General features: G+C 53.3%; 20 protein-coding genes. 10 read left to right on the forward strand and 10 right to left on the reverse strand.

The features are described from left to right. Window positions 1–173 precede the first annotated feature (173 nt). Window positions 174–1,616 carry an HDOD domain-containing protein gene (locus tag O5O45_RS06500; protein ID WP_305904432.1) on the forward strand — a complete coding sequence of 481 codons (1,443 nt, stop codon included), beginning with the start codon at window positions 174–176 and terminating at the stop codon, window positions 1,614–1,616. 114 nt (window positions 1,617–1,730) lie between these two features. Here the strand turns inward: O5O45_RS06500 and O5O45_RS06505 are convergent, their stop codons facing one another. Continuing rightward, on the reverse strand, window positions 1,731–3,476 hold the full coding sequence (locus O5O45_RS06505) for a LysM peptidoglycan-binding domain-containing protein (protein ID WP_305904433.1): 1,746 nt from the start codon (window positions 3,474–3,476) through the stop codon (window positions 1,731–1,733). A gap of 84 nt (window positions 3,477–3,560) precedes the next feature. Continuing rightward, entirely contained in the window at window positions 3,561–4,334 is a 774-nt protein-coding gene (gene gloB, locus O5O45_RS06510; RefSeq protein ID WP_305904434.1) for a hydroxyacylglutathione hydrolase, read from the reverse strand. 195 nt (window positions 4,335–4,529) lie between these two features. Between gloB and O5O45_RS06515 the strand changes: the two genes are divergently transcribed. From O5O45_RS06515 to dnaQ, 3 genes are read left to right on the forward strand one after another with little or no spacing between them, the layout of a single operon-like run. Then, entirely contained in the window at window positions 4,530–5,318 is a 789-nt protein-coding gene (locus O5O45_RS06515; protein WP_305904435.1) for a class I SAM-dependent methyltransferase, read from the forward strand. After that, complete coding sequence (gene rnhA, locus O5O45_RS06520) at window positions 5,305–5,751, forward strand: ribonuclease HI (protein ID WP_305904436.1); 447 nt, start codon at window positions 5,305–5,307, stop codon at window positions 5,749–5,751. The genes O5O45_RS06515 and rnhA overlap by 14 nt, the downstream gene beginning before the upstream one ends. A gap of 10 nt (window positions 5,752–5,761) precedes the next feature. Then, window positions 5,762–6,484, forward strand: coding sequence for a DNA polymerase III subunit epsilon (gene dnaQ, locus O5O45_RS06525; RefSeq protein ID WP_305904437.1), 723 nt, complete (start codon window positions 5,762–5,764; stop codon window positions 6,482–6,484). A 105-nt stretch (window positions 6,485–6,589) separates the two neighbouring features. Here dnaQ and nhaB read toward each other — a convergent pair whose 3' ends face one another. Beyond that, on the reverse strand, window positions 6,590–8,089 hold the full coding sequence (gene nhaB / locus O5O45_RS06530; protein WP_305904438.1) for a sodium/proton antiporter NhaB: 1,500 nt from the start codon (window positions 8,087–8,089) through the stop codon (window positions 6,590–6,592). A gap of 364 nt (window positions 8,090–8,453) precedes the next feature. Between nhaB and O5O45_RS06535 the strand changes: the two genes are divergently transcribed. After that, window positions 8,454–10,151 carry a BAR domain-containing protein gene (locus O5O45_RS06535; RefSeq protein WP_305904439.1) on the forward strand — a complete coding sequence of 566 codons (1,698 nt, stop codon included), beginning with the start codon at window positions 8,454–8,456 and terminating at the stop codon, window positions 10,149–10,151. Window positions 10,152–10,458: 307 nt separating this feature from the next. Continuing rightward, complete coding sequence (locus O5O45_RS06540) at window positions 10,459–11,109, forward strand: multidrug transporter (RefSeq protein ID WP_305904440.1); 651 nt, start codon at window positions 10,459–10,461, stop codon at window positions 11,107–11,109. 99 nt (window positions 11,110–11,208) lie between these two features. Here the strand turns inward: O5O45_RS06540 and O5O45_RS06545 are convergent, their stop codons facing one another. After that, a complete protein-coding gene (locus tag O5O45_RS06545) occupies window positions 11,209–11,523 on the reverse strand; it encodes an SCP2 sterol-binding domain-containing protein (protein ID WP_011396403.1) in 315 nt (104 codons plus the stop codon). Between the two features lie 333 nt (window positions 11,524–11,856). Here O5O45_RS06545 and sohB point away from each other — a divergent pair, with 333 nt between their 5' ends. Beyond that, on the forward strand, window positions 11,857–12,894 hold the full coding sequence (gene sohB, locus O5O45_RS06550; protein ID WP_305904441.1) for a protease SohB: 1,038 nt from the start codon (window positions 11,857–11,859) through the stop codon (window positions 12,892–12,894). Between the two features lie 108 nt (window positions 12,895–13,002). Further along, a complete protein-coding gene (locus O5O45_RS06555) occupies window positions 13,003–14,004 on the forward strand; it encodes a YhdH/YhfP family quinone oxidoreductase (protein ID WP_305904442.1) in 1,002 nt (333 codons plus the stop codon). Window positions 14,005–14,033: 29 nt separating this feature from the next. On the opposite strand, the gene O5O45_RS06560 is transcribed toward O5O45_RS06555, so the two are convergent. The 3 genes from O5O45_RS06560 to O5O45_RS06570 form a co-directional block, all read right to left on the reverse strand. Further along, entirely contained in the window at window positions 14,034–15,197 is a 1,164-nt protein-coding gene (locus tag O5O45_RS06560) for a cation:proton antiporter domain-containing protein (RefSeq protein ID WP_305904443.1), read from the reverse strand. Window positions 15,198–15,348: 151 nt separating this feature from the next. After that, the gene (locus tag O5O45_RS06565; protein WP_305904444.1) at window positions 15,349–15,855 is read right to left on the reverse strand and encodes a DUF934 domain-containing protein; all 507 of its coding nucleotides are present in this window, start codon (window positions 15,853–15,855) and stop codon (window positions 15,349–15,351) included. Next, entirely contained in the window at window positions 15,839–17,500 is a 1,662-nt protein-coding gene (locus tag O5O45_RS06570; RefSeq protein ID WP_305904445.1) for a nitrite/sulfite reductase, read from the reverse strand. The genes O5O45_RS06565 and O5O45_RS06570 overlap by 17 nt, the downstream gene beginning before the upstream one ends. Before the next feature lie 294 nt (window positions 17,501–17,794). On the opposite strand from O5O45_RS06570, the gene O5O45_RS06575 reads away from it, so the two are divergent. Beyond that, window positions 17,795–17,917: a hypothetical protein gene (locus O5O45_RS06575; protein ID WP_255509308.1), complete on the forward strand. Its 123-nt coding sequence runs from the start codon at window positions 17,795–17,797 to the stop codon at window positions 17,915–17,917. Window positions 17,918–18,103: 186 nt separating this feature from the next. On the opposite strand, the gene O5O45_RS06580 is transcribed toward O5O45_RS06575, so the two are convergent. Both O5O45_RS06580 and metH read right to left on the reverse strand, forming a co-directional pair. Beyond that, on the reverse strand, window positions 18,104–18,331 hold the full coding sequence (locus O5O45_RS06580) for a DUF2970 domain-containing protein (protein ID WP_305904446.1): 228 nt from the start codon (window positions 18,329–18,331) through the stop codon (window positions 18,104–18,106). Window positions 18,332–18,625: 294 nt separating this feature from the next. Further along, window positions 18,626–22,333, reverse strand: coding sequence for a methionine synthase (metH, locus tag O5O45_RS06585; RefSeq protein ID WP_305904447.1), 3,708 nt, complete (start codon window positions 22,331–22,333; stop codon window positions 18,626–18,628). 235 nt (window positions 22,334–22,568) lie between these two features. Here metH and nfuA point away from each other — a divergent pair, with 235 nt between their 5' ends. Beyond that, window positions 22,569–23,147 carry a Fe-S biogenesis protein NfuA gene (nfuA, locus tag O5O45_RS06590; RefSeq protein ID WP_305904448.1) on the forward strand — a complete coding sequence of 193 codons (579 nt, stop codon included), beginning with the start codon at window positions 22,569–22,571 and terminating at the stop codon, window positions 23,145–23,147. A gap of 89 nt (window positions 23,148–23,236) precedes the next feature. On the opposite strand, the gene O5O45_RS06595 is transcribed toward nfuA, so the two are convergent. Beyond that, window positions 23,237–24,244 (reverse strand): glycosyl transferase family protein, encoded by a 1,008-nt coding sequence (locus tag O5O45_RS06595; RefSeq protein WP_305904449.1) that lies wholly within the window; start codon window positions 24,242–24,244, stop codon window positions 23,237–23,239. Between the last annotated feature and the right edge of the window lie 2 nt (window positions 24,245–24,246).

A 24,246-nucleotide genomic window follows, 5' to 3' on the forward strand; every position in this document is an offset into this window, starting at 1 on the left:
ATCCGTTTAGGCTGCGCTGCGCGTTCATCGCTGTCGCTAAGCTTGTTGGAAATGTCGCGAAACCACATGCACGGCTGACTTCCCGTAAAGCGACTACACTTATTCAACGCATGACTTTTACGCATCCTGCGGCGACTTCTACTATTTAATTAAGAGAACCCAATAGAGCGATCATGGTTTTGGCAAAGACAAAGGCGCCTTTTGGCCTGGACGAATGGCTTGAAGAGTTGGCGCACATGGACGCTGTGGTGATGGGGGCGATCATCAGGCAACTGAATCAGTTGACCGCCTCGGAGGAGTCCTCCGTGGCGCAACTCTCGGACGTGGTGCTGAAGACCCCTGCGCTGACCTCGAAAATCATCAAACTGGCGAACAGTGCGGTGTATAACCCCGGCAGGGCTCCTATACCCACTGTCAGCCGGGCGATCATGCATATCGGCTTCAATGCAGTAAGGGCGATTTGCGTGTCATCCATTGTGATGGAAGCGTTGTTGAAGCAGCATCCCCGCGACAGCCTGGTCATGCAAATGGCTCGATCCTTCCACGCCGCCGTGCAGGCTCGCAATCTGTGTGACAAAGCGCGGGCGGACGTGAAAGAGGAAGTGTTCGTTGCAACTCTGTTGCTGCATCTGGGGGAAATGCTGATCTGGGGCTATCCTCATCCCGCCGTGGACAAGGCCTATCGCATGTACCAGCAAGGCGTCTCCACCCCAGAGCTGGAAGCATTGTTGGGGGTGACCTTTGATCGGCTGACGAGGGAAATGGCTAATGAATGGGGGCTGGGAGACACGCTCAGCGAAGCCCTGTCGCCCCCGGATGAGCCCAGCAAGAAGGCCCAGGCGGTGCGCTTGGGAGAAGACATCTCCATCGCCGTGGAGAAAGGCTGGGACTCCCCGGAAATGCAGGCGGTGCTGAAGCGTGTATCGGTGTTCAGCAACTCGCCAGTGAATACGGTCAAGGCCAAACTGCAAGCGAGCATGGAAGAAGCGGCCGAGTTATCCAGAGAATACTCGGACCCGCAGATCTCCAGAATCCTGGAGCAGACCAGTCGGGAGGCGAAGTCGGCTGAACTGGCGGCGGACGGCCCTCTGCTGCAGCCGGATCCACAGTTCCAGCTGGAAACGCTGCAGCGCATCATGCAAATGATGGCGGGCAAAATCGACACCGGGGTATTGTTCCAGACGGTGTTGGAAGGTCTCCATCGAGGAGTGGGTCTGGAGAGAGTCGTACTGGCGATTTTCAACCAGCCGCGAACGCAGGTTGGAGCGAAATTCCTGTTGGGGCAAAAAATGATTAACTGGCGGGAACGGTTCAGATTCGCCTACGACAAGTCGCAGGATAATTTTTTCCACGCCGTCATGAGTTCGCAGCAGTCCGCCTGGATTGGCAGCGGCAGCTACGCTTCCCTGAGTAAACTACGCACCCGCACCTTCATCGACATTGTGGGGATGGGGGATTTCTTTATCGGGCCGATTATCGCCAACGGTAGAGAAGTCGGCTTTCTCTATGCGGATCTAAGAGTGAGCGGTCGGCCCATGAGCGAAACTTACTACACGGGATTCAAGCATTTTGTGCAGCAAACCTGTCTGTGTCTGTCGCTGCTGGCGAAGAAATAAGTTCGTAGCGGGCGAATCGGAAACGTCTCTAGCTCCCCAATAAAAAAGCCAGCATTGTCGCTGGCTTTTTAGTCCTTTTGCTTGCGTGACCATTCCGTCCGTAAGCCGCGTTTGTCAGTTAATTTGCGTGACGTCCACGTAGATGCTCAGGCGCTGGCCAGGGCGCAGAACGCTTCCCTTGTTGATGGAGTTCCAACGCAATAGATCGTTGACGCTGACGTTAAAGCGGCTGGCGATGCGGTACAGCGAATCGCCGCTACGAATTTTGTAGCCGATCTTGCGAATAACCTGACGATTTTTGATGGAAGGCGATGACGCCTTGGCGGTTTGCTGCACGCCGGATTTGGTCCAGATAACCAAGGTTTTGCCGGGGGAGAGCACATCGCCGGGCGCCATGCCGTTCCAGCGCGCCAACTTGCGGACATTGACTTTGTAGTCCTGGGCGATATCCCACAGGGTGTCGCCGGCTTTCACAACGTGCTCCACTTTAGCGGTACCGCTGCCGCCCACCTGTTTCGACTGCTTGGCTTCCAGACGGTTGTCCGCGCTCAGGCTGTAGAAATCTTCGCCTTCATAAGAGCTGGGAATCAGCAGCTGCTGGCCAACTCTGATCAGCGCGCCTTTCAGCCGGTTAACTTCCTGTACGACTTCCGGGGTGGTCTTGTGGTGTTTGGCGATAGTGATTAGCGTGTCGCCTTGTTTGACCTTGTAGCGAGTCCAGTTCACCAGCTGCTTTTTCGGCGTGTTGGCGTAGGCTTCCTCAAAGACTTTCATCTGCGGTAAAGGCAGCGCGAGACGATGTGGACCCAGAGGCGCAGTCGCCCATTGGTTGTAACCAGGGTTAAGAACGTAAAGGTCGTCCACGTCGATTTGCGCCAGTTTGGCCGCTTGAGCGAGGTCGATTTGAGAATCCAGCTCCACGACGCCAAAATAAGGCTCATCTGCAATGTCCACCAGGGTGACGCCGTTGGTGTCCGGGTCCGCTACAACCTTGGCGATGGCCAACAGGCGCGGCACGTACATGCTTGTTTCTCGGGGCAGGCTCAACGACCAGTAATCGGTCGGCAGACCTTTCGCCTTATTCTTTTTGATCGCCCGCATAACGGTGCCGGCGCCTGAATTATAAGCCGCCAGCGCCAACAGCCAGTCGCCGTCGAACATGTCCGACAACTTCTGCAAGTAGGTCAGCGCCGCGTCGGTAGAAGCGACGATGTCGCGACGACCGTCATACCACCAGTTTTGTTGCAGCCCAAAGTGTTTACCGGTGCTGGGGATGAACTGCCAGATGCCGGACGCGCGACCGTGAGAATAGGCGAAGGGGTCGAAGGCGCTTTCCACCACTGGCAATAACGCCAGTTCGAGGGGCATTTTGCGCTTTTCCGCCTCGTTCACAATGTGGTGCAGATATAAGGCGCTGCGACCGAAAGTGCGGTCAAGATAGGACTGATGACTGGCGTACCACTTCTGTTCAGAATCAATACGGGGATTGGTCTGATTGACGAGGTCCAGTGCGAAACCGGCTCGAATGCGGTTCCAGATATTGGCGGGCGCTGCATCCACGCCGCCGTCAATGTCTCCGTCTTCGCCTTGGGCCCCTTGCGCCGCCCAGGTTAACTGTTCTTCGGGAGAGAGATCATTGAGGTCAAGATACTCATAATCCGATTGCAGAGAAGGATTCCAAGGGTCCTGCTTGCCTCCCGCCGGGCCTTCGCCGTTCTTGCGGGAAGAGGCGTCCGCTTGGTGTGCGGCGCTTTCGTCAGCCAGGGGCTCTCCGCCTTCCTTTGATAGTCCTTTTAATTGCGTACAGGAGACGCAGACTAGTAATGACAACGTGATCGCGAGGCGCGAGATCCAAACCATAACTTCACAACTTTTCTTTTGAGCCTGAAAAATGCCAGGGTCGGATTTTAGGTACACATTTTATAGACAGCAAGTTAAAAAATTTTAGAACCGATCCTTCCAGGCGCGAATCGCCGCAAAAGTGTCGGTTGCGGTGGCGCAGGGAGAACCGGAAACTTCCTGCGCCATTCGGCGTACTGCGGGGTGCTCCACCATTAAGAACGGATTGTAGGCGACCTCTTCGCCTAACACGGCAGGCAAAGTCGGGGCGCCTTGAGCCCGCAAAGTCTCACATTGTAGTTTTCTTTTATTTACCTCGTCCGATTCCGGCATTACGGCCTGAGCGAAACGGAGGTTAGATAACGTATATTCATGGGCGCAATATATATAGGTATCCGCCGGCAGGCGTTTCAGTTTGTCCAGAGACCGACGCATCATCGCCGGGTCGCCCTCGAACAATCGTCCGCAGCCGGCGGAAAACAGAGTGTCTCCGCAAAACAGACGCGGCGCGCCGGCGATGTCGCCGAAGTAGGCAATATGATCCAGGGTGTGTCCCGGGGTCTCAAGTACTTCCAGTGAGAAGCTGCCCAGTTCCACACGGTCGCCCTCCTGTAAAGGCGCGGTGATAGCTTTGATGGCGGAACGCATGAAACCGTAAACCGGAACAGAGTGCTTGGCCAGTAACTCATTCACGCCGCCGATGTGGTCGTGATGATGGTGCGTAATCAGAATCCCCCTCAACCTAAGATGGTTTTCCGCCAAGTGGCGCACCACGGGGCGCGCGTCGCCGGGATCCACTAGCCAGGCGTCGCCCTGGTCATTCTGAATCGACCAGATGTAGTTATCGTTGAAGGCTGGAATGGGGAGTATTTCGGTCATTCTCAATTACTGGCTGTTTTGCGTTGATGAAATATTAGAAAACTTGCCGCCAGGCGCTTATCATATTTTGAACTGCCCTTATCATTAACCCGATAGATATGAGGGCCATCTTAATAGCATAGCTGCTCGCTGTCTGTTGTTAAGTGGTTTTCAAACGAAAGTAAGTTTTCACAGAGAACTGACCAAGGGGGATGCGTGCGAGGACTGAAAGTTAAAAGCGACATGGAAGCGGAGCGTCTGCAGAAGGATTTTGAAGCCTGGTTTCAGTCGCCTCTGGGGCAGACCATGCTGGCCAATCAACGCCAGACTGTGGAGCAAAGCATTGGGCGCTTTTTTGGCTATCACCAGTTGGAGTTACTGGTCAGTCATGAGCTGCCGGTGGGCCAGTCCAGTCTGCTTGGACACCGTATCATCTCCGTTCCCCGCTGGGAGAAAGAGCTGCCAGAGGGCTCTCTGGTCTGCCACTCCCATGAGTTGCCGCTGGAAAGCGACAGCATTGATCTGGTCATTCTGCATCATACGCTTGATGTGGCTGCGCGGCCGCACCAGTCCTTGCGCGAGGCGGCGCGTGTGCTGCGCTCGGGCGGCCATATGGTGATCATAGGGTTTAACCCTCTTAGCGCCTGGGGTTTGCGCAGGGCGATCTTCAGGAGTCCGAAGGCTCCCTGGTCCGGGCGCTTCCTGACTTCCTCTCGTCTGGAGGACTGGTTGAGCCTGCTGGACTTCCGCCTTAAAGATGTGCGCCATTGTTTCTATGCGCCGCCGGTCACCAATCTGCAATGGTTGAGTCGTCTTGCGTTTCTTGATAAGTTCGGCGCACGTTTCCGGCTGCCCCTGGGAGCTTACTACACCATCGTCGCTCAAAAACGAGTGGGGTGCGTGATTCCGCTGCGGCCGCAATGGCGCAGCTCGCGTGTCGCGGGGGCGGCTGTAGTCCATCAATTTACGCCCTACAGGCCGTACAAAAAGAATGAAGACAGTTGAAATTTATACCGACGGCGCCTGCAAAAAGAATCCCGGGCCCGGCGGTTGGGGAGCGATCCTGATATACGGGAAGAATAAAAAGGAGATATACGGGGGAGAGCTCGACACCACCAACAATCGTATGGAGCTCATGGCGGCGATCAAAGCGCTGCGGGCGTTGAAGCAAGGCTGCAAAGTTGAACTCTATACGGATTCCCAATATGTGCGCAAAGGCATCACCGAATGGATGCAAAACTGGATCAAGAAGGGCTGGCGCACCAGCGGCGGAGATCCGGTAAAAAACGTTGATTTGTGGCAGGCGTTGGACAAAGAGCGCAATAAGCATGATATCAGTTGGCGCTGGGTCAAAGGCCACAGTGGCCATCCATTAAACGAACGCGCGGACGAGCTGGCCAATCTCGGCGTTAAAGATGCGTTAGGCGAGACAGGCTGAGAATCTTATTATGCGTCAAATAGTATTGGATACCGAAACCACTGGTCTGGAAACCTCCCAAGGCCATCGGATCATAGAAATCGGTTGCGTTGAGGTGATCGATCGTTCTCTGACCGGCAATCACTATCACGTTTACATCAATCCCGAGCGGGAAGTGGACGCCGGAGCCTTTGAAGTTCACGGCATTTCCAACGAATTCCTGGCGGATAAACCTAAATTTAAACAGGTCGCCCAGGATTTCCTGGATTTCATCAACGGCGCGGAGCTGGTCATCCATAACGCGGCGTTTGACGTGGGCTTTATCGACTACGAATTCTCATTGCTGGGAGCGCCTTTCGGTAAAGTCAGTGATTATTGCTCCGTCGTCGATACCTTAATGATGGCGCGCAAGAAGCATCCGGGTCAGAAAAACAACCTGGATGCGCTCTGTAAACGCTACGGCATCGATAACAGTCACCGTGACCTCCACGGGGCCTTGCTTGACTCGGAAATTCTGGCGGATGTTTATCTCGCCATGACTGGCGGGCAGACCAGTTTATCCCTGCATTCTGAAGATGGCGGAGCGGAAGAAGAAGCCTCTGAAGTGCGCAGAATTAATACGCAAAGACCTTCATTAAGGGTTATTCGAGCTTCTGAAGCGGAATTGGCGGAGCACGCCCGTCAGCTGGACGCTGTAGAGAAAGCCGCTGGTTTTAGTCTTTGGCGTAAGAAACAAGAAGAAGGTTTGAACTGAGTGGGGCGGATTTAGTCTGACAATCGGTTTGCTCTGCGCACTAAAAAAGCCGCTCTGCTGAGCGGCTTTTTTATGCTGGCGTCTCGGGGAGTGAGCGGCTCCGCGTTATATGGTGATAACAATCATCACGTAGCCGAGCCCGCCCATGACGATGGTGTAGGGCAGCGCCATCCATACCATCTTGCCGTAGGACAATCTGATCAACGGGGCGATAGCGGACGTCAGCAAAAACAGGAATGCTGCCTGACCGTTTGGCGTGGCGACGCTGGGTAGGTTGGTGCCGGTATTGATCGCCACCGCCAGCGCTTCATAGTGAGCCCTGTCAATCAAGCCATCATTGAATGCGTTACGCACTTCGTCAATATAAACCGTCGCGACGAAGACGTTATCGCTGATCATCGACAACACGCCGTTGGCGATAAAGAACATGCCGGGTTGAATGCTCTTCTCCAGGCCCAGCACATAGTTGATGATGCCAGTGAACAGGTGCTGCTCGTGGATCACGCCAACTACGGCGAAGAACACCACTAACAAGGAGGTGAAGGGAAGCGCTTCTTCAAAAGCCTTACCTATTTGATGTTCTTCAATAACACCGCAGAACGCCGTCGCCAGGATGATCACCGTTAGACCGATCAAGCCCACTTCGGCCAAATGAAGCGCCAGCGCCACGACCAGGATGAGTGCGACGATAGCCTGCGTAATCAGTTTGGATTCATGTTGCAGGGTCATCTTTTTCTTTTCCGCTTCGTTGAAGTCTTCCAGAATTTTCCGGACGGAAGCGGGAATATCGTCGCCGTAGCCAAACCAGCGGGTTTTCTCCAGAACGACGCAGGTGATTAATCCTGCGATCAGTACGGGGATGGAGATCGGCGCCATGCGCACGAAGAACTCAATAAAATCCCAGCCCAGGCGTTGAGCGATCAGCAGATTCTGAGGCTCGCCCACTTGAGTGCAGACGCCGCCCAGCGCCGTACCCACAGCCGCATGCATCAACAGGCTGCGCAGGAAGCTGCGAAACTGTTCAAGATCAGCGCGGTGGTCATGATGAACGGATTCGTCGTCGCCATGGTCGTGATCATGATGGAAGTGTTTGCCGGAAGCGACCTTGTGGTAAACCGAGTAAAAGCCGACTGCGACGCTGATGATGACTGCGGTGACGGTCAAGGCGTCAAGGAAAGCGGACAGCACCGCCGCGACCAGGCTGAACAGCAGAGACAGAATGGCTTTGGAGCGGATGCTGAGCAGAATTTTGGTGAATACGTAGAGCAACAGCTCCTTCATGAAATAAATGCCCGCCACCATGAATACCAGCAGCAGGATTACCTCCAAATTGCCGGATACTTCTTCATATACAGTGTGCGGCGACACCATGCCGATCAGCACAGCTTCAATGGCGAGCAGGCCGCCGGGCTGGAGCGGATAACACTTCAGCGCCATGGCCAGGGTGAAGATGAATTCCAGAATCAACACCCAGCCTGCGATGTAGGGGCTGATTAGAAAGATAACGGGGTTAATAAGTAGAAAGAGGCAAATGGCCTTCTTATACCAGCTCGGGGCGTTTCCCAGGAAATTACTGTAAAACGCCTGCGGCAAAGTGGTCACCATACACGGCTCCTGTTAACGAATGCGGTCGCCTGAACGACCTGTTAAAAAATGGTAAGGGTCGACCATTCTAATGAAAAACGGCAATAAATCCATGTAATTGAATATGTGCGGTCGCTTCAGCGAGAGCCTTCAGTTGTGACTCCAATAATAGCCAACTATTCTTGAATTCGCCTTTTGCCTGTTCTCTCATTAGGCCTAATGCCAGTGCGGCTTTTACGATTCCGCGAGCAGATAACAAATGAAACAGTTAGTTTCTTGTTTAACTTGAATTTTGTGTTATAAGTTAGTAATAACTCGGCGATTTTCCACTTTTTGACAATAAACTCCTCAGTTGCTGATGAACTGAGGATTAAGGACATCGTATATGGTTGACGCGACGCTAGCCGCGAAAAAGTCTAGTTCCTTCGATCTGGTCGAAAGGGAAATCAATAATACGATCGAGCAAGCGGAGCTTAGTCTCGAACGTTTTCAGGAAAACCGCGAAAGCGGCGAAGATCTACAGAATTGCATTGATTATCTGAATCAACTGCGCGGTATTTTTGTATTGATTGAACTGCAGGGCGGCACTGTCCTGTGTCAGGAATCCGTGGCGATCGCCAATGAAGTTCCCGTTGGGGCGGCGGAAGACAAAAATGGATTGCTGTCGTCACTGAGTCAGGCTTTATTTGTACTGCGCCGTTATACCGAATACTACCAGCGTCGTCGCGAAGACCATCCCGAATTGCTGCTGGAGATCATTAATCTCCTGCGTCTGTCCCGTCGCGCCAAGCCGCTGCCGGACAGCTATTTCTTTGATGTAGAGTTCCAGCGTTCTCCGCCCAAGCCCGTGCGCGACGCCAGCGTCACTACAGACGTGTTTGAGCACCGTAGCCGCCGTCTCCGGCATATGTATCAGGTGGGCTTGCTCAACCTGCTGCGCAGCAAGGAAACTGACATCGGCTATCGTCTGATGAGCCGCGCCGCGAATGGCATGAGCAAGATTTGCGCTGGCTCTTCCATCGCAGAGCTTTGGTCGCTTACCGCCTATACTGTGGAGCTGATGCATTCTCAGTCCATGGAGTTGACGCCGACCCGGCAGCGTCTGTTAATGAAAATCGAAAAGTACGCACGGGAAATCGTCAAGCTGGGCAAAGTGGCCACCGCCAAGGCCATTTCCGAGACTGTGGCGAAGGATTTGCTGTATCTGATCGCCATCAGCGGCGATAAAGGTGAGAAGACCCGGGAATTGTTGGCCGGTTATAGTCTCGCGCCGGCGGATTTTGATCAGGCCAAGATCATTGCGCATCGTAGTCTGTTGATGGGGCCGGGGAGCGATGTTTTGGCGTCGCTGTCAAAAGCGCTCCACGAAGAAATCAGCCAAATCAAAGACAAGCTGGATATCATCGAGCGCGGTATCGATGGTCAGGAAGATGGCCTGACGCAGATCGCCGAAGGTCTGGGCAAGCTGGCGGATACGCTAACTATGCTCGATCTCACCAATCTCAGCGCGGTGGCTAGAGGCGTGCATCAGACTATCGCCTCATGGGCGATGGACAAAAAGCACCCCAGCAATACGGACTTGATGCAAGTGGCGGACTCAGTGCTGAGCATTGAGCAGGCGATTCTGCAGTTGGAGGAAGACGGCCTCACTATCGAAACCGATAAAGCGGTGGGCTCCGATACGGAGGAATTGAGCAGCCCTTATCTGATGGAAGCTCATATCGTGGTGATTGGCGAGTCTCAGGCGGGTCTGTCCCTCGCCAAACGGGCGATTACCGCTTATCTGGAGTCCGGCGGCGACAAACTGCATTTGGCCAATGTGCTACCCACGCTGGAAGGTGTGCTCGGGGCGCTGGTGATGATCGAACAGTCCCGTGCGGCGAAAGCATTGCACGCTACGGCGCGCTGTATTGAAGAAAAGCTTATCAAGAATGAAAACAAGCCTGGCGACCATGTTCTGGAGACCCTCGCTGACGCGCTGACCTCACTTGAATACTATGTGGACAGCGTGGGTCGCTCTGGCGCAGGCAATTCTGAGCTGCTGAAACTCGCAGAAGACAGCGTCCATTCTCTGGGCTATTAATTCAAAACCTATTCCTTTTGAGCCTGGCGGTGAGTCAGGCTCTGTTCAATAACGCCAACTGGTTAGCAGGATTCGTCGCTTTGTCGGCTCAGGCATGTTAGTTGGCGCGTCCGGCTCCCTCTTGAACTCCTTTATCACTGTTATTCCTGAGAAAATATGAAAACCTGCGGGGACTGTCCTAGAATTCAAAGGGCGATTAACGCAGGATGCTTACCTTATTTTTGGGCGACAGGAGCGAGTGATCTAACAGTGTCTGGTGAAGAAAAGCGGTTTCACAGCTGCCGCCGAGTGCGGTCGGGGGAGGGGTATGTTGTATTCCGGCATTAGTATCGCGTTGGTGGCGATTGCGATACTGACCGTTTTTATTTGCTTGCGTCTTCTGTTCAGGAAGTCTTGGTTTTTGGTTTGGCTGAAAGGCACGATGACCTTCGTTGCGCTTTTGTTTGCGGTGTTTCTCTGTTTTCTTGCTTTGGATATGTACCGTTACAAGGCCTATCAACAGGAAACGACTATCGCCACGCTTAGCATGCAGAAGCTGGGAGAGCAGTTGTACCGCGTCAAAGTCGCCGCCCCTCCGGATGGCGAGTACAGCTTTGATGTGTCGGGGGATCTCTGGCAGTTGGACGCCAGACTGGTTTCCTGGTCCGGGCCGTTCAGTGCGCTGGGCATGCAGCCGGGATATCGTCTGGAGCGCATCAGTGGGCGCTATTACTCTTTGGAGCAGGAAAACGATGGCGCTCGCACTGTGTTCGCCATTGCGCCTTCCGATTTTGGGTTTGATTTCTGGGCCTGGCTGAACAGCCACGAAGGCGTGCCCTGGGTGGACGCTAAGTACGGTAGCGCCACTTATTTGCCCATGCGCGACGGCGCCATTTTTACGGTCTCGATAGGAAATGACGGTTTGATTGCCCGGCCAGTTAATACGCCGGCGGTGGAAGCGGTGGAAATGTGGCAGTAACTCGCCCGTCCATTCCAGCGTGGAGCATGAAGCAGAGATATCTCAGGTATATGGATATAAAAAAGGCGCCGTAGAGGCGCCTTCAGACAATCACAATGCTTAGCCGATATTGAACAGTTGGCCCAGCTTCATCGCCAGCATCATGTCGCCTTCAGCGCGCAGATCGCCCGCCATGAAGGCTTGCATGCCGTCAGTTTCGCCACTGACGATGCCTTTCAGCGTATCGGAATTCATGATCAGGGTAACGGAAGGATCGTCGTGGTCGCCTTGAATCAGCTCGCAGCCGCCGTTTTTAACTACCAAGTGATAGTTGTCAGCGTCTTCAATGGAAAACTGAAAAACAAGATCAAGGTCAGAAGCGGCGTCGGCGTTAAAGTTGTCTTTCAGTTGTTGAAAAATTTGTGCTACAGGCATGGTGCTTTCCTTTATAAGAGTAATACACAATTATATTGTGGAGACTTTGGCGCATATGTTTTAGCTTAGAATTCAAGGAGTAGCAACTCCCTTAAGATAAAACGTAAAGTCTTTCGTAAACAGCAGATATACACCGCTAATGCCTGAATGTAGGGGCTTTGCAGTTGTCTGTCAATAAAAAATCGAACGCTTGTTTGAATTGGCGGCGCAATTCATTTTTCGCTGTGGGTTGCAATTTACATAGACGCCCTTAATTTAACCGGATTGTCTCTATCAGTAGAGATTAATAGCTATCACACGCTTTGAATAAACATCCATTTTAGGAGTACGACTTTGGACTTTCTAACCGATTACGGCGCTTTCCTGGCCAAAACTGTGACCCTCGTGGCGGCGATACTGTTTGTCGTGGGGACGATCATTGCTTTAAGCCAGCGCGGAAAAAAACATGCGGACGGTGAGATCGAGGTCGTACATCTCAATGATCGTTTGAAAAGGATGCGTGAGGCGTTGGAGCACAGCGTTTTCAGTAAGGAATGGTTGAAAAACGCCGCTAAGGAAAAAAAGAAGAGCGACAAGAAAAGCAAGAAGGACGCTCACAAGGAAATGCTGCAGGAGCAGGATAAGAGCAGGGTATATGTGCTGGACTTTGATGGTGATATTAAAGCCTCTGAAGTCTCCACGCTGCGCGAAGCCATTACCGCGGTGCTCAGCCTGGCGAAGCCGGAAGATGAAGTTGTTGTGCGTCTGGAGAGTCCAGGAGGAATGGTGCATGGCTATGGTTTGGCGGCGTCGCAATTGGAGCGTATTCGCCAGCGCGGCGTCAATCTGACGGTCTGTGTGGATAAGGTCGCCGCCAGCGGCGGCTACTTGATGGCTTGTCTGGCCAATAAAATCATTGCAGCGCCATTTTCCATTATTGGCTCCATCGGTGTGGTGGCGCAGCTGCCGAACTTTAACCGTCTGTTGAAAAAGCATGATATTGATTATGAAGTGCTGACAGCTGGAGAGTATAAGCGTACGCTGACCGTATTCGGTGAGAACACGGAAAAAGGACGGGAAAAGTTCATGCAGGACCTCGAGGAAACCCATGTCCTGTTTAAAGAATTCGTCGCCACCCATCGGCCGCAAGTGGATATCGACGAGGTGGCGAAAGGCGAAGTATGGTACGGCGCTCGCGCTAAGGATATCAACCTGGTGGACGCTATCCAGACCAGCGATGACTATCTGGCGGAGCGTTGTAACGAATGCGAGGTATACCAGGTGCGATACATCGAGAAAAAGTCCCTGGCGGAAAAGGTGGGATTATCGATGGCGGCGTCACTGGAAAGCCTCGGCCTCAAGCTCGCCAAGTCATTTAACTTTAAAAGCTAAAGGCGCGAGCTAGGCGGGAATGCCGGCGTGGGAACTGGGTTGTAGCGGGCGTCGCCTGTTGGTTCATTCGGCAATGGAAAGAGATAACTGAGTGACGGAGTCTGCTCTATGAGCGATAGTAAATTTCGGGCGCTACGCGTGCTGGAGAAAGGGGGATATTTTCACACTGAGATTCAAGAGCAATCTCTGGATGATTTGCCCGATAACGATGTATTGGTGAAAGTGAAGTACTCGTCCTTGAACTTCAAGGATGCGCTGTCCGCTCACGGCCACAAAGGCGTAACCCGTCAGTTCCCTCATACCCCGGGTATCGATGCGGCGGGCGTGGTGGTGGAAAGCCGCTCGCCGGAATTGAAGCCAGGCCAGGAAGTCATTGTGACGGGCTATGATTTGGGTATGAATACGCCAGGCGGATTTGGCGAATATATTCGCGTGCCAGTGGAATGGTGCGTGGTGAAACCTCCCAGGCACGATCTTCATTACTTTATGACGCTGGGAACCGCCGGGTTGACCGCTGGTCTTTCTGTGGACCGATTGAGCCAGACAGTGGCGCCTGGCGATGGCGAAGTGCTGGTGACCGGCTCCACAGGAGGCGTGGGTTGTCTGGCGGTGGCTCTGTTGGCCAAGCTGGGCTACGACACAGTGGCTTTGACCAGCAAAGTTGACCACAGTGACTTGCTGGCTAAGCTGGGCGCTCGCAGGGTGCTGGATCGCTCCCATCTTGAAGAAATGCCTGATAAGGCGCTGATGAAAGAAACCTGGGCGGGGGTCGTGGATACTGTTGGGGGGGCGCTGTTTTCCAAAATTCTCAAAACGGTGAAGCATAGCGGCGCTGCGACTACTTGCGGCATGGTGGCGGGAACCGAGCTTTCCACGTCTATCTTCCCTTTTATTTTGCGAGGCGTGACGCTATATGGCATCGACTCTGTAGAGATCGCCAGGGAGAGAAAGCGTCATATCTGGGAAAAGCTGGATAGCGACTGGGCGCTGCCGGACCTGAAGTTTCTGGCGCAAGATGTGGTGCTGGAAGAGTTGCCCGGCGTCATCGAAAAAATCTATTGCGGCAAAATGCTGGGGCGCGCAGTGCTCCGGCATATCGACCAGGAGTAATCAGTCAAAAGCAATTACCTGCGGCGGGTTCAGTCCCGCCGCAACTTGTCAGAGATGGCGATCGGGCTGGGAAAATTCAGCACAACAATGTAGGACGACAACATGAACATGATGATCGCCGTCGCCTGAATCAACACTGACGCAGATTCCCCAATCATAGACTTGCTGGCCGCCAGAAAGGCGACCAACAAAGAGAATTCACTGATTTGTCCCAACCTGAACCCAATCTCCCAGGAAGTCTTCTTGTCCTCTTTCATGGTGCGTAACAAGCCATAAAATGTGGCTGGTTTGGCCGCCAGCAATATCAATGACAACAGTATTGCAGGGATGGCGATATCCGGCAGCAATCCAAGGTTGAGGCTGGCGCCAAGGGAGAAGAAAAACAGCACCAGAAAGAAATCGCGAAGGGGTTTTAAACTTTCGGCGATATATTGAGCGATGGGGCTGGTGGCGATAGTGACGCCCGCGATGAAAGCGCCGATTTCCAGGGACAGCCCCATGGCTTTCGCCAGTTCCGCGATACCCAGACACCAGCCGATGGCCAGTAGAAAAACATACTCATGAAAACGGTCGAACTTGGAGAATAGCTTCAGCAACACATACTTGACCGCCAGGAAGGTAACGCCGATCAAAATCGGCAAGGCAAGAAACGTCTTACCAAGATTCATTATGGAGATGCCGTCGTCGCCAGCGGCCAGTATCAATAACGCCACAATGGCGATTAAATCCTGGACTAACAACAAACCAACCACCATTTCACCCACATGGCGATGATGCAGGACAGTGGTGGGCAACAGTTTGATGCCGATAATCGTACTGGAGAAGGTGGCCGCAATGGCGACGATCATGGCCTCAGTGGCGGTAAAGCCGAATATAATGGCGATCAGATAGCCAATGGCGGCGAACGCCACAGAGCTGAGCAGTGCGACCAGCGTTGCTTTACGCAACACATGAAGCAGCGCTTTCGGCTGCATGTCCAGGCCAAGTAGGAACAGCAGAAATATAATGCCGATTTCAGAAATATCTGCGAGCAGTCCTGAGTTATTGATCAGACTCAGTCCGTAAGGCCCCACCAGGGCGCCTAGAACGATATAAGCGAGGATAAGAGGTTGTCGCGTAAACAGGGCGACGGAAGCCAAAACCGCGGCGCCGGAAAAGATCAGAAAGAATGAGTAGACGATATTGATTTCCATGGATGCTCCGCTCTCCGCTTCTACCAAAGAGTATCGGCAGTCTCTGTCTAAGTCAAAGTACAACCTGTTGTTCTAAGAAGGAAAAGGTTCATTCATACAGGCGCAAAAAAAGGGTGGACGAGGCCACCCTTTAGAAATTCAGGCGCTAATGTCAGTGCATTCTGCGACGAAACAGGGGTTCCGGTTGATCCACTGACGCTTGATAAGTCACAGAAAAATCTGTGAGTCCGGCCAACGCTTTCTCTGCATCGCGGTCCGCTCTCACTGCGAAGGCGTCAAAGCCGCAGCGCTTCATGAAGAAAAGCTGGTCCATGAGTACGTCGCCGATTGCGCGCAGCTCGCCTGTATAGTGAAGTTGCTCGCGCAGGATGCGTGCGATGGAGTAGCCGCGACCGTCAGCGAACTTCGGAAAGTTCACGGCGATCACGTTGAAGTGGCTTAAATCTGCGCCAATGGCGTCAGGCTCTTCATCGCTATCCAGCCAAACGCCGGTTTGCTCTGGGGCTCTCGCCAGCAGCTGTTCTCTCTGCGCCAGCCAGGTGCTCAGCGGAATGATTACTTTGCCGGTCGGAACGGTTTGCTCCGCAGGCGCATCGGCTTTGTCCAGAACAGTCCAATCGTCAGCGACGACCGCCGCGTTCTTAATTAGGTTTGGCATAAACGCGCTCCTTGAACGGGGTGATGCCGATGCGGCGGAAGGTGTCGATAAACAGTTCGTCGTCATTGCGGCTGGAGACGTATACATCAAGAATCTTCTCAATGACGTCCGCCATCTGCTCGCGAGCAAACGACGGCCCCAGAATTTGCCCCAGAGACGCATCCTGTCCTGAGGCGCCGCCCAAGGATACCTGATACCACTCCTCGCCCTTCTTATCCACGCCCAATACGCCGATGGCGCCGACATGGTGATGGCCGCAAGCATTCATGCAGCCGGAGATGTTCAGATCGATATTGCCGAGGTCGTACAGGTAGTCCAGGTTGTCGAAACGCTCCTGAATCGCCTCCGCCACCGGGATAGACTTGGCGTTCGCGAGAGAGCAGTAATCGCCGCCAGGGCAGCAGATAATATCGGTCAGCGTACCCAGGTTGGGAGTGGCGAAGCCGAGTGATTTGATGGCTTCCCACAGCTCGAACAATTTGCTCTGTTCAACGTCGGCCAGCACCACGTTCTGCTCATGGGTGATGCGCATTTCGCCGAAGCTGTATTGGTCCGCCAGGTCCGCCAGACGGTCCATCTGCTTGTCCGTAATGTTGCCGGGAGGAACGCCCAGCTTCTTCAGCGTCAGAGTGACAATGGCGTATCCAGGCTTTTTGTGCTTGGCGACATTGCGGTGATGCCAGTTGCTGAAAAACTTGTTCTCCGCCAGACGTTCGGTCAGTGCGGCAGGCTGATCTTCCAGCGTCAGGTAAGCCGGTTCTGTGAAGAATGACTTAATGCGATCGATCTCCGCCAGAGTCAGCTTGGAAGGGCTGTCTTTTATACGCTCCCATTCCGCTTCGACTTTTTCAGCGAAAGCTTCCGGGGACATGGCTTTGACCAGAATTTTAATGCGCGCCTTGTACTTGTTGTCACGACGGCCGTAGCGGTTATATACCCGCAGGATGGCTTCCAGGTAGGTCAGCAAGTCCAGCTCAGGCAGAAACTCGCGAATAACGGAGCCGATCATTGGGGTCCGTCCGAGTCCACCGCCAGCCAACACTTTGTAGCCAATCTCGCCAGCGGCGTTTTTGACGATCTGAATGCCGATGTCGTGAACCTGAATGGCTGCGCGATCACTATCCGGGCAGGAGTTGACGGCGATTTTGAATTTTCGCGGCAGGAAGGCGAATTCAGGATGGAAGGTGGACCATTGACGGATGATCTCGCAATAGGGGCGAGGATCCACGATCTCTTCCGGCGTTACGCCTGCGAACTGGTCGGTGGTAGTGTTACGAATGCAGTTACCGCTGGTTTGCACTGCGTGCATCTCCACGTCCGCCAGTTCGGCGAGGATCTTTGGAGAATCTTCAATAGACGGCCAGTTCAGCTGCAGGTTCTGCCGGGTAGTGAAGTGAGCGTACCCTTTATCGTACTTGCGCGTTACTTCGCTCAACTTGCGTAGCTGAGTGGAAGACAACATGCCATATGGAATACAGATGCGCAGCATCGGCGCCAGCCGCTGCACATATAACCCGTTTTGCAGACGCAGGGGCAGGAACTCTTCATTGCTGAGCTCACCGGCGAAAAAACGGTCTGTTTGCCCTTGGAACTGCTTGACTCGTTCCTTGATGATCTGGCGATCGTAATCGTCGTATCTATACATTGACACTACCTGACAGTTTCAATTACCCATTGAATGGGCGCCAATTTAGCAGGATATACTTATAATTAAAATGATTGATTATCTATATGGTAATTCGTTTTTATTATATGAATATGACGGAACCCTTTCATGCACATGGCGCTTTAATATAAGCGGCGACGCTGGCCTCCAGTCAGATGCGTCAGGATTATTGGCGTCGGCCTTTATAAGCGCTTGCACTTAATAAAAATGTGGTTTAAAACAAACCAGTACATACTCTTTGTACAATCCGGACATCAAAAAAGGAGCTGGACTGTGTCAGAAAACAATAATCATAACGCGACTTCAAATCCCGACAGCAAAGTGGACGCCATTGCTGCGGTGGTGCTGATACTCAGCATCGCCTCCATGATGGTGATCTGGGTGGCGGGGCACTGACTGCTGCGGAACTTCATCCCGGGCGGATTATCGAGCCGTTTTTCCTGTTTCCCTGATGTGAGATGAATTAAAGAAGCAAAGTGGGGACATCCGTTTCATCCTCACTTTGTCTGGGCGCGCCTGTAGGAATTAAACGCGTTAATCCTGAAGACAGATCAGTAATGGTTCACTGCTGCGTTATCAGGCCTATGCGACATGACTCAGAACCAGTTTCACGATAAGCGCCAGCGTCAATACAAACACCACCCCGAATATTATCCCGCCGATGATATAGGCTTTGGGATTGGCTTGTTTAAAGTCTCTTTCTCGGGTCTTGCTGCTTTGCACGCCAAACGCTGCTCCCAATACGCTTACCACTAACTGCCACAGGGAGGGTTTTTGCTCTTTTTCCTTGTGCTCGGACAGGTTGTTCATGATGCTCTCCATACTCGCTCGTTTTATTATTTTGATGTCCGCACTCAGGTAGGACCTAATCTTTCGGCGGACACTCGTTCCCTAATAGTAATCCGACTGACAAATGGCGTCCTTCTATTTGTCTGCAGCGACAGGACTTATGCAAGTCAGTTCCAGCCTCACGCAGTTTGTCGCTGCGCCGGCGCGTCCATATGGTTGATAATTCGCAGGTAAAACACATCAAACCCGCAATACGAAAAGTCATACTCTATATGCGCTGACGCCCCATGGAAGGGGCGTCTTAATGTGTGTCGATCAGTTTGCGCTAGAGGGATCGTATCCCAGATTAGGCGACAGCCAGCGCTCGGCTTCCTGTAAGGTCATGCCTTTTCTGGCGGCGTAATCTTCTACCTGATCCCGTTGAATCTTGCCTACGGCGAAATAGCGGGCTTCCGGGTGGGAGAAGTACCATCCGCTGACGGATGCCGCGGGATACATGGCGTAGTGCTCGGTGAGTTTGACGCCAGTATGTAGCTCCGCTTCAAGAACGCTGAACAGTTTGGCTTTTTCTGTATGGTCTGGGCAGGCGGGGTAGCCTGGGGCTGGACGAATACCGGCGTACTTTTCTTTGATGAGCGCTTCGTTGTCCAGTTGCTCGCTTGAGGCGTATCCCCAGAACTCTTTGCGCACGCGTTCATGCATGCGTTCAGCGAAGGCTTCCGCCAAGCGGTCTGCAAGGGCTTTGACCATGATGCTGGAGTAGTCGTCGTGCTCGCTTTCGTACTGCTTCGCCAGTTCTTCTGCGCCAATGCCGGCGGTCACCACAAAGGCGCCCACGTAGTCGTCTTTGCCGGATTCAGCTGGAGCCACGAAGTCCGCCAATGAGTAGTTAGGACGGTTTTGCTCTCTTTGGGTTTGCTGTCTTAAGTGACTAAGTGTCGCCAGAGGCGCTGACTTGCTCTCGTCCGTATACAGGACGGTGTCTTCGTCGCTAATGCGATTGGATGGCCAGATGCCCACTACCGCGCGCGCCTTCAACAGGTTGTTGTCGATAATGTGAGACAGCATTTTCTGAGCGTCCTGGAATAGCTGTCGAGCGGCCTCGCCGACTTTTTCGTCTTGCAGGATGCGCGGGTATTTGCCGGCCAGATCCCAGGATATAAAGAAAGGGGTCCAGTCGATGTAGTCGACCAGTTCCTGCAATGGGTAGTCGTCAAACACTTTCACGCCGGTGAATGTGGGCGTAGGCGGGGTGTAATTCCTCCAGTCGCCCTGGAATCGGTTGTCCCGCGCTGCGGCCAGAGGAATTGCCTTGGCGGAAGGTTCGCGATTTTTCCTTCTTTCTCTTACCTCTTCGTATTCCGCGCGAATGCCCTGCACATAATCCGACTTTTGCGTGTCGCTCATCAGGCGAGTCGCAACGCTGACGCTGCGGGAGGCGTCGGTGACGTAAACGGTCACGTCGTTCTTGTATTCCGGCTCAATTTTGACGGCGGTGTGCGCCTTGGAGGTGGTGGCGCCGCCGATCATCAGAGGAATATTGAAGTTAAGGCGCTGCATTTCGCGCGCGACATGCACCATTTCATCCAGTGACGGTGTGATCAGGCCGCTGAGACCAATAATGTCTACATTTTCCTCTTTGGCCACCTGCAGTATTTTCTCACAGGGGACCATGACGCCCAGGTCGATAACTTCATAGTTATTACATTGCAGTACAACGCCAACGATATTCTTGCCAATGTCGTGCACATCGCCCTTGACCGTGGCCATCAGGATGCGACCTTTGGCTTTCTCCTTGGCGTCTTTTTCCTGTTCAATGTACGGGATCAAGTGCGCCACCGCCTGCTTCATGACGCGGGCGCTTTTCACTACCTGGGGCAGGAACATTTTGCCGGAGCCGAACAAGTCGCCGACGACATTCATGCCGTCCATCAGCGGACCTTCGATAACTTCGATAGGGCGCGCCGCCGCCAGTCGCGCTTCTTCCGTGTCTTCGAGGATATAAGCGTTCACGCCTTTCACCAACGCGTGTTCAAGGCGTTTGGTGACAGGCCAGGAGCGCCACTCCTGGCTCTCTTCCTGCTTTTTCTCGCCTGTGCTGCGGTAGCGCTCAGCGGCTTCCAGCAGGCGTTCTGTGGCGTCGGGGTGCTTGTTCAGAACGACGTCTTCCACCAGCTCTTTGAGTTCGGCGGGAATCTCATCGTAAATGACCAATTGCGCCGGGTTGACGATACCCATGTTCATGCCGGCGTTGATGGCGTGGAACAGGAATACCGAGTGAATCGCCTCGCGCACGGTGTCATTGCCGCGGAAGGAGAAGGAAACGTTGCTGACGCCCCCGGAGATGTTGGCGTAGGGCAGGTTCTCGCGAATCCAGCGGGTGGCTTGGATGAAGTCCACGGCGTAGTTGTTGTGCTCTTCAATCCCTGTGGCGATGGCGAAAATATTCGGGTCGAAAATGATGTCCTGTGGCGGATAGCCCAGTCCAACCAGAATATCGTAGCTGCGTTTGCAGATCTCCGTTTTGCGCTCGTAGGTGTCAGCCTGGCCTGCTTCGTCGAACGCCATGACGACCACTGCTGCGCCGTAGCGCATGCACGATTTCGCTTTGGCGATAAAGTCCTCTTCGCCTTCTTTCAAGCTGATGGAGTTCACCACAGCTTTACCTTGAATGCAGCGCAGACCCGCTTCGATGACTTCCCATTTTGATGAGTCCACCATAATGGGAACCTTGGAAATATCAGGTTCAGAAGCGATCAGGTTCAGGAAGACTTTCATTGCATCCGCCGACTCCAACATGCCTTCATCCATGTTGATGTCGATGACCTGAGCGCCGTTTTCCACTTGATCGCGGGCCACATCAAGCGCTTCTTCGTAACTCTCTTCTTTGATCAGACGCAGAAAGCGGCGGGAGCCAGTAACGTTGGTGCGTTCGCCTACGTTTACGAAACGGATTTCATCTGTGAGCGTAAAAGGCTCCAGCCCTGAAAGGCGTAGACGTGGTTTGATGTTGGGAATGGTCCGTGGCGCGTGCTTATCTACCGCCTTTTTAATCGCGGCAATGTGGTCGGGCGTGGTGCCGCAACAGCCGCCAATGATGTTCACAAAACCATCTTGGGCGAAACCTTCGACAATGGCCGCCATTTCTTCCGGCGTTTGATCGTACTCTCCGAATTCGTTGGGCAAACCGGCGTTAGGGTGGGCGCTGATATAAGTAGTGGCGCGGTTGGACAGTTCTTCCACATAAGGACGCAGGGCGTCCGCCCCCAGCGCACAGTTCAGGCCAATGCTGATGGGCCTTGAATGCGCCACGGAATTCCAGAATGCCTCTGCCGTCTGTCCAGACAGCGTCCGCCCTGAGGCGTCGGTGATCGTGCCGGAAATCATTATCGGCAGTTCGATATTGTGGTCGATAAAGTATTGCTGAACGGCGTATATGCAGGCCTTGGCGTTCAGTGTATCGAAAATGGTTTCGATCAGGATGATGTCGCTGCCGCCATCGACCAAACCTTTGGTGGCTTCGTAGTAATTGTCGACCAGAGTCTGGAAATCAACATTGCGATATCCGGGATTGTTAACGTCAGGCGAAATGGAGGCGGTGCGGGAGGTTGGGCCTAACACGCCGGCCACGAAACGTGGGGTGTCCGGGGTTTCCGCGGTTTTCTCGGCCGCCGCTTCACGGGCGACCTTGGCGCTGGCGACATTCAGCTCGTAAACAATATCTTCCAGTCCGTATTCGGCTTGGGATACCCAGGTGGCGTTGAAACTGTTGGTTTCAATAATGTCGGCGCCAGCGTCCAGATAGGCTTTGTGAATGGCTTTGATAATGTGCGGCTGGGTCAGACACAAAAGATCGTTATTGCCTTTGATATCGCGGTGAAAGTCCTTGAATCGTTCGCCTCGATAATCGGCTTCCTCCAGTTTGTAGCGCTGAATCATGGTTCCCATGGCGCCGTCCAATATCAATATCCGTTTTTTCAGGGAGTCATTAAGGGCTTCTACTCGTTGGATCCGCGTCAGCATGTGAAAAACCTAGCCGTAGTCATTATGATTCTAAAGGGGGAGAATATTAGCAGATTAAGCCATAAGATGCCCTGTTTGCCTAGGGCTAAGAAGCCTTTTGCAGTATTGCGGAGACCGATGTGGGGGTATAGGTAAAGCGCGCTTCAGCTAAATCCTACTAATTTGCTAAGGCTTTAACCAACGAGGCTTTTGCTCTACAATTCACAGCATCAATCACCTTTGGGGCTATTTAGGAATGGTAACAGTCACAGAATCGGCTCGCGACTACCTCGCGCAATTACTGGAAAAGCAAAAAACCGAGGGCATGGGCGTGCGCATGTTCGTGACGCAGCCAGGCACCAAGTATGCGGAAACTTGTCTGGCGTACTGTAAGCCGGAAGAGATCATAAAGGATGATGAAAAAGTCGAGTTTGACGCTTTTACCCTGTATCTGGATAAAAACAGCCTGCCATACCTGGAAGAAGCTTTCGTTGACTTCAACACCGAACGCATGGGCGGCCAGCTCACCATTAAGGCGCCCAACGCCAAAATGCCCAAGGTGGACGAAAGCTCTCCGTTGCCTGATCGTATCAATTACATCCTGTATACCGAAATTAACCCTGGACTGGCCTCCCATGGCGGCGAAGTGTCTCTGGTGGAAGTGGTTGACGATATCGCCGTACTCAAGTTCGGCGGCGGTTGTCAGGGGTGTTCGGCGGTGGATTTCACCCTGAAGCAAGGCGTTGAGAAAACGCTGTTGACGAAAATTCCAGAGTTGAAAGGCGTTCGTGACGCCACTGACCATACGGTCACGGACAACGCTTACTACTCTTAAGCGTTCTGGTAAGAGTGCAGGCTTGGCCAAGCCATAGAGCACAAATGAAATAAGGGCGAACATGGTTCGCCCTTTCTATTTCTGTATCCTCAGAATCGTTGTTTATCCCGCTTGCGCCACCATTCTGTGGCGGTTTCCAGCGCTTCCTGTTGAGACTGGCTATTTCCAATATATTTCAACGCCAATGCCAGGGTGCTGATCGCCGCGGCCTCTGCATACTCATCTTCATCAACTCCTCGCCACACATTAAGCATGTGTTCAATGGAGAGCTCTTCTGCTTTGAGATGACGTTGCGCAAATAAAGGCGGCCAGGTTTCTTCGAAGGTTTCGCCCTGGCGGCTGACATGCGCCACACATTGGGCGTCCGGGTTGCGTTCGACTTCACCTCCTTCGCCCTTGATAACGACGGCGGTGGGGTATTGCAACAGGTTGGCGCTGAGCTGGTGTATAGGATTGTAGGGCGGGTGGAAGATGCCCTGCATGACGAGAGGGGCATGAAGGGGGTTCAGCAGGCGCGCCATGGAATGCACGGGAGAGCGCAGGCCTAAAATTGAGCGCATCTGAATAATGTCGTGCAAACGGGGAGAAAAGCTTTGCAGTGGCATATATACGAAGTGGCTGTCCTCAAGGGCTCTTTCGGCGTCATGCCAGTTGGCCGCCACGGGCAGGCCCAGGGTTTCAACCACCGAACGAGTGTAAAGGCGTCCCTGCGTATGGCCCTCAGAGCCATGCATAAAAATGCGATAACCGTTTTGGCTCAGTAATAGGGCGGCGAACAGAAACCAAGGTTGGTGACGCTTCTTGCCTGCGTAGGAACTCCAGTCAATATCCACCTTGAGTTTGGGGGCGTTAAATCTGGCCTGCGCCGCTTCCACAAATCCAGCCAATTCCTCCGGCGTTTCTTCTTTCACCCGCAACAGCATAAGAAACGCGCCAAGCTGCAGGTCCAGCGTATCGCCGTCCAGAATCATTCCCATGGCGGCGCGCGCTTCTTCACGGGTCAGTGAGCGAGAGCCCTTTTTACCTTTACCTAATGCCCTGATAAAAGGAGCGAAAGCGTGTTCGTTGCTTTCTTTGGGAAACTTTTCATTCAGCATAG

The sequence above is a fragment of the Hahella sp. HNIBRBA332 genome (assembly GCF_030719035.1).
Lineage (GTDB): Bacteria > Pseudomonadota > Gammaproteobacteria > Pseudomonadales > Oleiphilaceae > Hahella.

Excerpts from the sequence above, each read along its gene's own strand:
- O5O45_RS06500 (WP_305904432.1), top strand. The coding sequence starts at position 174 with ATGGTTTTGGCAAAGACAAAGGCGCCTTTTGGCCTGGACGAATGGCTT.
- O5O45_RS06505 (WP_305904433.1), bottom strand. The coding sequence starts at position 3,476 with ATGGTTTGGATCTCGCGCCTCGCGATCACGTTGTCATTACTAGTCTGC.
- gloB (WP_305904434.1), bottom strand. The coding sequence starts at position 4,334 with ATGACCGAAATACTCCCCATTCCAGCCTTCAACGATAACTACATCTGG.
- rnhA (WP_305904436.1), top strand. The coding sequence starts at position 5,305 with ATGAAGACAGTTGAAATTTATACCGACGGCGCCTGCAAAAAGAATCCC.
- dnaQ (WP_305904437.1), top strand. The coding sequence starts at position 5,762 with ATGCGTCAAATAGTATTGGATACCGAAACCACTGGTCTGGAAACCTCC.
- nhaB (WP_305904438.1), bottom strand. The coding sequence starts at position 8,089 with ATGGTGACCACTTTGCCGCAGGCGTTTTACAGTAATTTCCTGGGAAAC.
- O5O45_RS06535 (WP_305904439.1), top strand. The coding sequence starts at position 8,454 with ATGGTTGACGCGACGCTAGCCGCGAAAAAGTCTAGTTCCTTCGATCTG.
- O5O45_RS06540 (WP_305904440.1), top strand. The coding sequence starts at position 10,459 with ATGTTGTATTCCGGCATTAGTATCGCGTTGGTGGCGATTGCGATACTG.
- O5O45_RS06545 (WP_011396403.1), bottom strand. The coding sequence starts at position 11,523 with ATGCCTGTAGCACAAATTTTTCAACAACTGAAAGACAACTTTAACGCC.
- O5O45_RS06555 (WP_305904442.1), top strand. The coding sequence starts at position 13,003 with ATGAGCGATAGTAAATTTCGGGCGCTACGCGTGCTGGAGAAAGGGGGA.
- O5O45_RS06560 (WP_305904443.1), bottom strand. The coding sequence starts at position 15,197 with ATGGAAATCAATATCGTCTACTCATTCTTTCTGATCTTTTCCGGCGCC.
- O5O45_RS06565 (WP_305904444.1), bottom strand. The coding sequence starts at position 15,855 with ATGCCAAACCTAATTAAGAACGCGGCGGTCGTCGCTGACGATTGGACT.
- O5O45_RS06570 (WP_305904445.1), bottom strand. The coding sequence starts at position 17,500 with ATGTATAGATACGACGATTACGATCGCCAGATCATCAAGGAACGAGTC.
- O5O45_RS06580 (WP_305904446.1), bottom strand. The coding sequence starts at position 18,331 with ATGAACAACCTGTCCGAGCACAAGGAAAAAGAGCAAAAACCCTCCCTG.
- metH (WP_305904447.1), bottom strand. The coding sequence starts at position 22,333 with ATGCTGACGCGGATCCAACGAGTAGAAGCCCTTAATGACTCCCTGAAA.
- nfuA (WP_305904448.1), top strand. The coding sequence starts at position 22,569 with ATGGTAACAGTCACAGAATCGGCTCGCGACTACCTCGCGCAATTACTG.
- O5O45_RS06595 (WP_305904449.1), bottom strand. The coding sequence starts at position 24,244 with ATGCTGAATGAAAAGTTTCCCAAAGAAAGCAACGAACACGCTTTCGCT.